11 protein-coding genes are annotated in these 8,545 nt (G+C 68.1%); 8 read left to right on the plus strand and 3 right to left on the minus strand.

What is annotated here, in order from left to right:
- From C1H66_RS06275 to fliR, 8 genes are all read left to right on the plus strand, one after another.
- The coding region (locus C1H66_RS06275; RefSeq protein WP_205738631.1) for a flagellar hook-length control protein FliK at nucleotides 1-480 on the plus strand (480 nt) is incomplete at its 5' end.
- Between the two features lie 134 nt (nucleotides 481-614).
- Complete coding sequence (gene fliL / locus C1H66_RS06280; protein ID WP_102627049.1) at nucleotides 615-1,094, plus strand: flagellar basal body-associated protein FliL; 480 nt, start codon at nucleotides 615-617, stop codon at nucleotides 1,092-1,094.
- A 21-nt stretch (nucleotides 1,095-1,115) separates the two neighbouring features.
- Nucleotides 1,116-2,159 (plus strand): flagellar motor switch protein FliM, encoded by a 1,044-nt coding sequence (gene fliM, locus C1H66_RS06285; protein WP_102627050.1) that lies wholly within the window; start codon nucleotides 1,116-1,118, stop codon nucleotides 2,157-2,159.
- The gene (fliN, locus tag C1H66_RS06290) at nucleotides 2,152-2,700 is read left to right on the plus strand and encodes a flagellar motor switch protein FliN (RefSeq protein WP_181423413.1); all 549 of its coding nucleotides are present in this window, start codon (nucleotides 2,152-2,154) and stop codon (nucleotides 2,698-2,700) included. Before fliM ends, fliN begins: the two co-directional genes overlap by 8 nt.
- The gene (gene fliO, locus C1H66_RS06295) at nucleotides 2,697-3,125 is read left to right on the plus strand and encodes a flagellar biosynthetic protein FliO (protein WP_102627051.1); all 429 of its coding nucleotides are present in this window, start codon (nucleotides 2,697-2,699) and stop codon (nucleotides 3,123-3,125) included. Before fliN ends, fliO begins: the two co-directional genes overlap by 4 nt.
- Before the next feature lie 17 nt (nucleotides 3,126-3,142).
- The gene (gene fliP, locus C1H66_RS06300; RefSeq protein ID WP_110286036.1) at nucleotides 3,143-3,877 is read left to right on the plus strand and encodes a flagellar type III secretion system pore protein FliP; all 735 of its coding nucleotides are present in this window, start codon (nucleotides 3,143-3,145) and stop codon (nucleotides 3,875-3,877) included.
- 13 nt (nucleotides 3,878-3,890) lie between these two features.
- Nucleotides 3,891-4,160, plus strand: a complete 270-nt coding sequence (gene fliQ / locus C1H66_RS06305) for a flagellar biosynthesis protein FliQ (protein WP_102627053.1) — start codon at nucleotides 3,891-3,893, stop codon at nucleotides 4,158-4,160.
- 16 nt (nucleotides 4,161-4,176) lie between these two features.
- Nucleotides 4,177-4,977, plus strand: coding sequence for a flagellar biosynthetic protein FliR (gene fliR / locus C1H66_RS06310; protein WP_102627054.1), 801 nt, complete (start codon nucleotides 4,177-4,179; stop codon nucleotides 4,975-4,977).
- Nucleotides 4,978-5,070: 93 nt separating this feature from the next.
- Here fliR and flgL read toward each other — a convergent pair whose 3' ends face one another.
- The 3 genes from flgL to flgJ all read right to left on the minus strand — a co-directional run.
- Complete coding sequence (gene flgL / locus C1H66_RS06315) at nucleotides 5,071-6,285, minus strand: flagellar hook-associated protein FlgL (protein ID WP_102627055.1); 1,215 nt, start codon at nucleotides 6,283-6,285, stop codon at nucleotides 5,071-5,073.
- 18 nt (nucleotides 6,286-6,303) lie between these two features.
- A complete protein-coding gene (gene flgK / locus C1H66_RS06320) occupies nucleotides 6,304-7,986 on the minus strand; it encodes a flagellar hook-associated protein FlgK (protein ID WP_102627056.1) in 1,683 nt (560 codons plus the stop codon).
- An 80-nt stretch (nucleotides 7,987-8,066) separates the two neighbouring features.
- The coding region (flgJ, locus tag C1H66_RS06325) for a flagellar assembly peptidoglycan hydrolase FlgJ (protein ID WP_102627057.1) at nucleotides 8,067-8,545 on the minus strand (479 nt) is incomplete at its 5' end.

Raw genomic sequence — 8,545 nt, forward strand, 5'->3', positions numbered from 1 at the left:
GTTGCCACCCCAGCGGCCACCCAGGCCACCCTGCCGGCCCCCCTCGCCACCCCGGCCTGGCCCCAGCAGTTCACCCAGCAGGTCGGCCAGCAACTGGCGATGCTCGGCCAGCGCGGCGGCGAACAGCGCATCGAGCTGCACCTCAACCCCGCCGAACTGGGCCCGCTGACGGTCTCGCTGAAGGTGAGCGGACAGGCCGCCCAGGCCCAGTTCCTCTCGGCCCATGCCCCGGTCAGGAGCGCCGTGGAGCAGGCGATCCCCCAGCTGCGCGAGGCCCTGGCCGAGCAGGGCATCAGCCTCGGCGAGGCCTCGGTGGGCGAGCAGCCGCGTGACGAAGCGCCGCGCGACTTCGCCGGCCGTGGCTCGGCCGGCGCCGGCGTCGCCGGTGAGCCCGGCGACGAGCTCGATGGCCACGGGGCGTCAGCCACGACGGCCGCGGCCGATATCGCTCTCGACGGCCGGGTGGACCTCTACGCCTGAGCCGGTGCCTCCGACCCGGCAGCGGCAAAAAGCCAAGATAGGCCCTTTCCCGGGGCCTGTTCGTTTCATGGTGCATCGGCCCGGGACGGCATACTGGGCAGACTGGCACCACAACCCTCTGGATAGGTAAGGCAATGGCGACATCGACGGGTGGCTCCAGAAAGCTGCTGTGGCTCATGGTGATCCTGGTGGTCCTGTCCTCCTCCGCCGCGGCGGCGGCGATCTATCTGGTGCTCGGCCAGCGCCCTGCCGCCGACCCGGCGGCGACCCAGGCCGAGGTCGTGCCGGAGCGACGTGCGCCGATCTTCGTCAAGATCGACCCCTTCACGGTCAATCTGGCCGACGATGCCTACGGCTCGCGCCTGCTCTATGCCGGGCTCTCGCTGAAGGTGGGGGACGACGAGACCCGGGAGATTCTCGAGGCTCACATGCCCCAGGTGCGCAGCCGCCTGCTGATGATGTTCGCCGGCCAGCAGGCCAGCGAGCTGACCGGCCCGGCAAGCAAGCAGCGCCTCGGCGACCAGGTGCTGGCGGTGCTGGATCCGCCGATGACCGATCACCAGCCCGAACTGGTGATCGAAGACGTGCTCTTTACCGAGTTCATCGTGCAATAACCCTCGGGGAACCGATCCTTCATGTCCCAAGACGATCTGCTGTCGCAGGAAGAGATCGACGCCCTGCTCAAGGGCGTCAGCGGCGAGGAAGAGACCACCGTCAGCAGCGCTGACGACTCGCGCATTCGCCCCTATGACCCGGCTACCCAGCACCGGGTCATCCGCGAGCGCCTGCACGCCCTGGACATCATCAACGAGCGCTTCGCGCGCCACTTCCGCATGGGGCTGTTCAACCTGCTGCGGCGCAGCGCCGACATCACCGTGGATGCGGTGCGCTACCAGAGCTACAGCGACTTCTCGCGCAACGTGCCGGTACCGACCAACATCAACATCATCGCCATGAAGCCGCTGCGCGGCTCGGCGCTGATCGTGTTCCCGCCGAGCCTGGTGTTCATGGTGGTGGACAACCTGTTCGGCGGCGACGGCCGTTTCGTGACCAAGTCGGAAGGCCGGGAGTTCACCAACACCGAGCAACGCATCATCATGCGCCTGCTCAACCTGGCCATCGACGCCTACAGCGAGTCGTGGAAATCGGTCTATCCGCTCGAGATCGGCTACCTGCGCTCGGAGATGCAGTCGAAGTTCGCCAACATCACCAACTCGCCCAACGAGATCGTGGTGACCACCTCCTTCAACCTGGAAGTCGGCAACCTCGCCAGCAACTTCCAGATCTGCATGCCCTACTCGATGATCGAGCCACTGCGCGACCTGCTGGCCAACCCGCTCAACGACGGCCACCACGACCCCGACGGCAGCTGGACGAAGCGCATGGCCGGCGAGATCCGCCACTCCGAGGTGGAACTGGTCGCCGACTTCGCCACCCTTCCCACCCGTATCGCCCACGTCATGGCGCTCAAGGTGGGCGATATCCTGCCCCTGGAGCTGCCGGAGTCGGTCGTCGCCCGCGTCGACGGGGTGCCGGTGATGGAGTGCGACTACGGCAGCCAGCACGAGCAACGGGCCCTGCGGGTGATCCGCATGATCGACCACGCCCCGACCACCGCGTCGTCCGACGCCTTCGTCAAGGGGTCGGCGCCGCCATTCAAGGAATCCAAGCATGACTGATCCCAAGAAGCCCGATCAGAGCATCGACGACGACTGGGCCGATGCCATGTTCGAACAGGAAAAAGCCGAACAGGAAAACGCCGAACCAGAGACGGCCGGGCAACGCCAGGGCGAGGGCCCCGGGGACGACGACGACCCCTGGGCCGCGGCCATGGCCGAGCAGGCCGCCTCGGAGGCGGGCGACGATACCCCCGACGCCGCGCCCGAGCCCGCCAGGGCCAGGGCCGCCGGCGAGAGCGTCTTCCGCCCCCTCGAGCAGGGTGGCGGCAGCGCCGCGGCGCGCGACCTGGAGATGATCATGGATATCCCGGTCAAGCTCGCCGTCGAGCTCGGCCGTACCCGGATCACCATCAAGCAGCTGCTCGAGCTGGCCCAGGGCTCGGTGATCGAGCTCGACGGCCTGGCCGGCGAGCCCATGGACATCCTGATCAACGGCTACCTGATCGCCCAGGGCGAGGTGGTGGTGGTCGACGACAAGTACGGCATCCGCATCACCGAGATCGTCACCCCCTCCGAGCGCGTGCAGAAGCTGAACCGATGAGCGACTCCCCTGCCTCCCCCGGCGGCCTCGACGCCGTGGCCAGCGGCGATGCCCTGATCGGCATGGCCACCCTGGGCAAGACCGCCGCCGCCCTGGCGCTGATCGTGGTGATCATTCTCGTCGCCAGCGCCGTGCTGAAGCGCGTCGGGGTGAACCGCCAGGCCCACGGCGGCCGCCTGAGGGTGGTCGGCGGTACCAGCGTGGGCAACCGCGAGCGGGTGGTGATCGTCCAGGTGGAAGAGACCTGGCTGGTGCTCGGCGTGGGCGGCGGCCAGGTCAGCAAGCTCCACGAGCTCCCCGCCCCGGCGCCGTCCGGTGAGACGACGACCGGGGGCGGACCGGCCTTCGCCGAGGGCGACGGCTTCGCGACGCGCTTCGCCAAGGCGTTGAAACACAACAGCGGGCTGGGTCGAGAAACGTCGTGAGCAGAGCCACTCTCGGCCTGGTGGCGGGACTCGCGGCCCTGCTGTTGCTGTCGCTGCCCGGCACGGCCCTGGCCCAGCAGCTCCCCGGCATCGTCAGCCAGCCACTGGAGGATGGCGGCCAGCAGTGGTCGCTCTCGCTGCAGACGCTGCTGCTGCTCAGCGCCATGGCCTTCCTGCCGGCCATGCTGCTGATGATGACCGGCTTCACCCGCATCATCATCGTGCTCAGCCTGCTGCGCACCGCCATGGGCACCCAGGCGACACCGCCCAACCAGGTACTGCTGGGGCTGGCGCTGTTCCTCACCTTCTTCGTCATGGCCCCGGTGTTCAACCTGGTCTACGAGACCGCCTGGCTGCCGCTCACCGCCGAGCAGATCGACTTCGAGGAGTTTCTGCTGCTGGCCCAGGAGCCGTTTCGCGAGTTCATGCTGGGCCAGGTCCGCGAGCCCGACCTGGCGCTGTTCGCCCGCCTGGCCGAGGTGGGGCCGATGCAGGGGCCGGAAGACGTGCCGCTGCGCGTCCTGGTGCCAGCCTTCGTCACCAGCGAGCTGAAGACCGCCTTCCAGATCGGCTTCACCATCTTCATCCCCTTCCTGATCATCGACCTGGTGGTGGCCAGCACCCTGATGTCGCTGGGCATGATGATGGTGCCGCCGATCACCATCTCGCTGCCGTTCAAGCTGATGCTGTTCGTGCTGGTGGACGGCTGGCAGCTGATCGTGGGCTCGATGGCGGAGAGTTTCTTCCTATGACCGGGAGCGACGCATGACCCCCGAAACGGTGATGGGCCTGGCCTACCAGGGCATGAAGGTGACCCTCTTCCTCGGTGGCCCGCTGCTGCTCACCGCCCTGGTGACCGGCCTCACGGTCAGCCTGTTCCAGGCCGCCACCCAGATCAACGAGATGACCCTGTCGTTCATCCCCAAGATCCTCGGGGTGTTCGTCGTGCTGGTACTCGCCGGCCCCTGGCTGCTCAAGCTGATCACCGACTTCACCCGCGAGCTGTTCATGAATATCCCGTCGATGGTGTCGTGATGGCGGGGATTTCCTGATGGTGGAAGTCACCTTCGCCCAGTTGCAGGGCTGGCTGGTGGCCTTCCTGTGGCCCTTCGCCCGGCTCACCGCCTTCCTCGCGGCCTCGCCGCTGTGGGGGCACTCCAGCGTCCCCAACCAGGCCAAGGTGGGCCTGGCCGCCCTGGTGACCGTGGTGATCGCCCCCAACCTGCCGACGCCGCCGACCACCGCGGTGCTCTCCTGGGCGGGGCTCGGCATCATGCTCGAGCAGGTGCTGATCGGCATCGCCATGGGGCTGGTGATGCGCGTCACCTTCGCCGTGGTGCAGGCCACCGGCGAGTTCATCGGCCTGCAGATGGGGCTGGCCTTCGCCACCTTCTTCGACCCCGGCAGCGGCACCAACATGGTGGTGCTGTCGCGCTTCCTCTACATGATCACGCTGCTGATGTTCCTGGCCTTCGACGGCCACCTGATCGTGCTGGAGATCCTGGCCACCAGCTTCGTGACCCTGCCGATCGGCCTGGGCGGCTTCAATCCCGGCGCCTTCGAGCTGCTGGCCCGCTACGGCGGTACCATCTTCGTCTCGGGGATGCTGCTGGCCCTGCCGCTGGTGGGTTCGCTGCTGATCATCAACCTGGCGCTGGGCATCCTCAACCGCTCGGCGCCACAGCTGACGGTGTTCAACATCGGCTTCCCCACCTCGCTGACCGTCGGTCTGGCGCTGATGATGGTGCTGATGACCGACATCGGCCGCTTCCTGCAGGGGATGTTCGCCCAGGCCATCGACTTCCTGCGCCAGCTCCTCGAGGCCCTGGCGCCGCTCTCGGGCGTCGGCTGAGCGCAAAAAAACCGCCCGGGCGGGGCGCCTGGGCGGGACAAGCGGCCATGGCGGGAGGTAGCAATACCATGGCCGTTGGAACCGGTGTCGGGATCAGCGCAGATAGTCGAAGAGCGACAGCCCCTTGATATCGACGAAGGCCCGCTGGGCCGCCTGCAGGCCCACCTGGCGCAGGCTGTATTCGGAGATCGCCTCGGCGTAGTCCAGGTCGACCAGGTCCGACATCGTCTGTTCGTAGTTCATCATGCGGTTGCCACCCACGGCATCCACCACGTCGAGCTCGTTGAGCCGTGCCCCCACCGAGGCGCGCACGGTGAGGACGTTGTCGAGGCCGTTGTCGAGCTCGCGCATCACGGTGTTGAGGGTGTTGCGCAGCCCGGCCTTCTCGGCCGGCGTGGCGGCGGGGTTCTCGAGCACCGCCAGGGCCTTCTCGAAGGACTTGAACAGGTCGGTGTTCATCGCCTCGGCCTGGCCGACCCGGATCTCGTCGCCCGGCGCCGGGGAGCCTTCCAGGGTGAGACCCAGCCCGCCGAAGGCGATGGGCTGGCCAGGGACGTAGGCACCGTCGGTCACCACGCTGCCGTCGGCGGCCGTCACCTCGAAGATCGGGTTGCCGCCGCCGTCCTCGTCGAAGACCAGGGTATAGGTTTCGCCGAAACCGGGATCCGCCGGATCGGTGACCTGGGGGCCCTTGAAGGTGACATTGCCCGTGTTGTCGCCGGCTTCGGCGATATAGCCCGCCCCGGTGGCCACGCTCTGGAAGATCTTCGCCCCGTTGTCGGCCACCGGCATCAGCCGCGAGGCGTCGATACGCTGGGCGCGGGTGCTCTGGTCACCGATGTACGCGACCTTGCCGTCGCCATCGCGGATGAAGGGCGGGCTGTCGTCCTTGTAGCCACCGAACAGGTAGCGGCCGTTGCCATCGGTGGCATTGGCCTGGCCGATCAGCGTCTCGTAGATGCCGCGCAGCTCGGAGGCCACCGACTGGCGGTCGACGTCGCTCAGGGTATCGCTGGCGGCCTGGACCAGCAGCGTCTTGCCGCCGGTGATGGCGTTGCTGACGCTGTTGAGCACGCTCTCGGACTGGGCCAGGGCGTTGCGTGCACTGACCCGGGCGTCGGCGTACTGCTGGGTCACGGCCTGGGACTGCGAGACGCCCACGGCACGGGAGGCGGCCTGGGGGTCGTCGGAGGGGTTGACCACCCGGCGGCCGCTGGCGATCTGCTGACCCACCTTCATGAACTCGCCCTGCTGGCGGTTCATCGAGGAGACGCTCTGCTCGAACATGGTAACGGTGCTGATACGCATCGTGTGGCTCCCTCGAGATCAGTTGCGCAGGCCGAGAATGGTGTCGAACACCGTCGAGGCGGTGTCGATCACCCGGGCATTGGCGGCGTAGAACTGCTGGTAGCGCAGCAGGTTGGCGGCCTCCTCGTCGAGATTGACCCCGGACTCGGACTGCTGCACGGCCCTGAGCTGGTCGGTCAGGCCCTGGCGGGCCTCGAGGTTGACCTGGACGATATTGGTGCGGTTGCCCACGCCGCTGACCATGCCGGCATAGGCCTGGCTGAGCGAGGCGCGCCCGCCCACCAGCAGCGCGTCCTGAAGGTCCTGCAGCGCCAGGGCATTGCGGTTGTCGCCGCTGCCGGTGAAGACCCAGTCCGCCGGATCGTCGTCGGGATTGGCCGGCTGGGCCGCGGCGATCTTGTCGAGATCGCGGAGATTGCTCTCCATGTCGGCCGCGGCGCGGCGCACCGGCTGGAGCTCGAAGCGGTCGTTGACCTGAAGGTTGGCCGCGTCGTCGAAGGTCAGCACCACGCCACCGAAGCTCAGCTCACCCTCGGCCGGGTCGAAACTCACCTCGTCGGCATCCAGCGCCTGGCCATTGTCCTGGCGGATCACCTGGAACTCCGGCGGGGGGCCGTCGGCCGTGACCCGCACCGTATAGTCGGTGGCCCGCAGGTTCTGGATCTGGTCCGTGTCGAAGCGGGTGGCGCCGATCTCTGCCGTGCCGTTGTTGCGGTCATGGGAGTAGGCGCGCGGTGTGCCGATGGCGAAGAAGGCCTCGCCCGGCTCGCCGTTGAGGTCCATGCCCTTGGCATGCTGCGCGTTGACGCCCACCGCCAGCGACACCGCCAGTTGGCCGATCTGGCTCTGGGTCTTGTCCAGGGTCTCGGCGCGGAAGTCCATCAGCCCGCCCAGGGCGCCCCCCTTGACGGTGCTCTCCGGCAGGGCGACCAGGTTGCCCCCGGAGTCGCGATAGCCGAGCACGGTGCGCTGCGGGTCGCCGGGGGAGTCCATGGCCTCGAGGCGGTAGTGGTCGGTGCCGGACACCAGCGGCTGGCCATTGGGCAGGCTGATGTTGTAGGTCTTGCCGTCCTGGACGTTGAGCCTCACGTCCAGGCGCTCGCTGAGCTCGGCGACCAGCTGGTCGCGCTGGTTGAGCAGGCCGTTGGGCGCCTCGCCGTGGCGGGCACGCGCCAGGGCGATCTCGCGGTTGAGGGTGGCGAGCTGCTCGGTGGTGTTGTTGATCTGGGTGACCTCGTCGGCGATCTGGCCGTTGATGCCCGCCTGCATGTCCTGCAGGTAGCCGTCGAAGGCGCGGAACTGGGCGGTCAGGGTATCGGCGGTGCCGAGCACGCCCTGACGGGCCGCCGGGTCGGAGGGGGCGCCGGCCAGGTCCTCCAGCGCCGAGAAGAAGTGCTGCATCAAGGGCGCCAGCCCGGCCTCGCGGTCGGCCAGCAGGTTGTCGATCTGGCTGATCTGGCTCTGGTAGGCGGTCAGCGCACTGGAGCTGCTGGTGGCGGCATTCAGCTGGCTGGCCACGTACTGGTTGAACTGGCGCTGGATGTCGTTGACCCGCACCCCGCCGTCGGCACGACTCTCCCCCAGGAGCACCAGTTCCCGGTTGTAGCCCGGCGTATAGACGTTACTGATGTTGTTGCTGGTGGTGTTCAGGGCATTCTGGGCGGCGTTGAGGCCGCTGAGCCCGATGGAGAAGATGCTCATGCTGTCGTTTCCTTAAGCCTATGCTGCTCTTATCGGCGGCACCGGGAAGAACTTGAGGCCACCGCGCCTCCCGATCGGTCTCAGTAGCTGAAGAAGACCAGCGACTCGTCGGCCCGCGGCGCCGTCGGCCCCAGGGTATTCATCACCGCGATCAGCTTGTCGGCGTAGGCCGGGTCGGTGGCATAGCCGCCGGCCTGGAGCTCCCGGGCCGCCTGCTCGGCACTCGGCGCGGTGGTCACCCGGGCGTAGCGCGGGTTGTCGCCGATCAGCCGGGCATAGTCGGTGAAGGCCGCCTCGAAGGAGTCGTAGACCCGGAAGCTGTCGGTCACCTTCGTGCGCCGGCCGTTCAGGTACTCGTGGGTGGTGACCTCGGTGGTGGCCCCCTGCCAGCCGCTGCCGGCCTTGATGCCGAACAGGTTGTGGCTGTTGCGGCCCTCGGCGGTGGCGATCTCGTGGCGTCCCCAGCCGGTCTCCAGGGCCGCCTGGGCGAGGATCAGCTCGGCCGGCACGCCGGTGGTGCGGCCGGCCGCCCGGGCCGGGCCGGAGAGCCTGTCGAGGA

Source organism: Halomonas heilongjiangensis, from assembly GCF_002879645.1.
Lineage (GTDB): Bacteria > Pseudomonadota > Gammaproteobacteria > Pseudomonadales > Halomonadaceae > Halomonas > Halomonas heilongjiangensis.

Bases quoted from the DNA above. Each gene is read 5' to 3' on its own strand.
- fliL (WP_102627049.1), top strand. From the start codon at position 615: ATGGCGACATCGACGGGTGGCTCCAGAAAGCTGCTGTGGCTCATGGTG.
- fliM (WP_102627050.1), top strand. From the start codon at position 1,116: ATGTCCCAAGACGATCTGCTGTCGCAGGAAGAGATCGACGCCCTGCTC.
- fliN (WP_181423413.1), top strand. From the start codon at position 2,152: ATGACTGATCCCAAGAAGCCCGATCAGAGCATCGACGACGACTGGGCC.
- fliO (WP_102627051.1), top strand. From the start codon at position 2,697: ATGAGCGACTCCCCTGCCTCCCCCGGCGGCCTCGACGCCGTGGCCAGC.
- fliQ (WP_102627053.1), top strand. From the start codon at position 3,891: ATGACCCCCGAAACGGTGATGGGCCTGGCCTACCAGGGCATGAAGGTG.
- fliR (WP_102627054.1), top strand. From the start codon at position 4,177: ATGGTGGAAGTCACCTTCGCCCAGTTGCAGGGCTGGCTGGTGGCCTTC.
- flgL (WP_102627055.1), bottom strand. From the start codon at position 6,285: ATGCGTATCAGCACCGTTACCATGTTCGAGCAGAGCGTCTCCTCGATG.
- flgK (WP_102627056.1), bottom strand. From the start codon at position 7,986: ATGAGCATCTTCTCCATCGGGCTCAGCGGCCTCAACGCCGCCCAGAAT.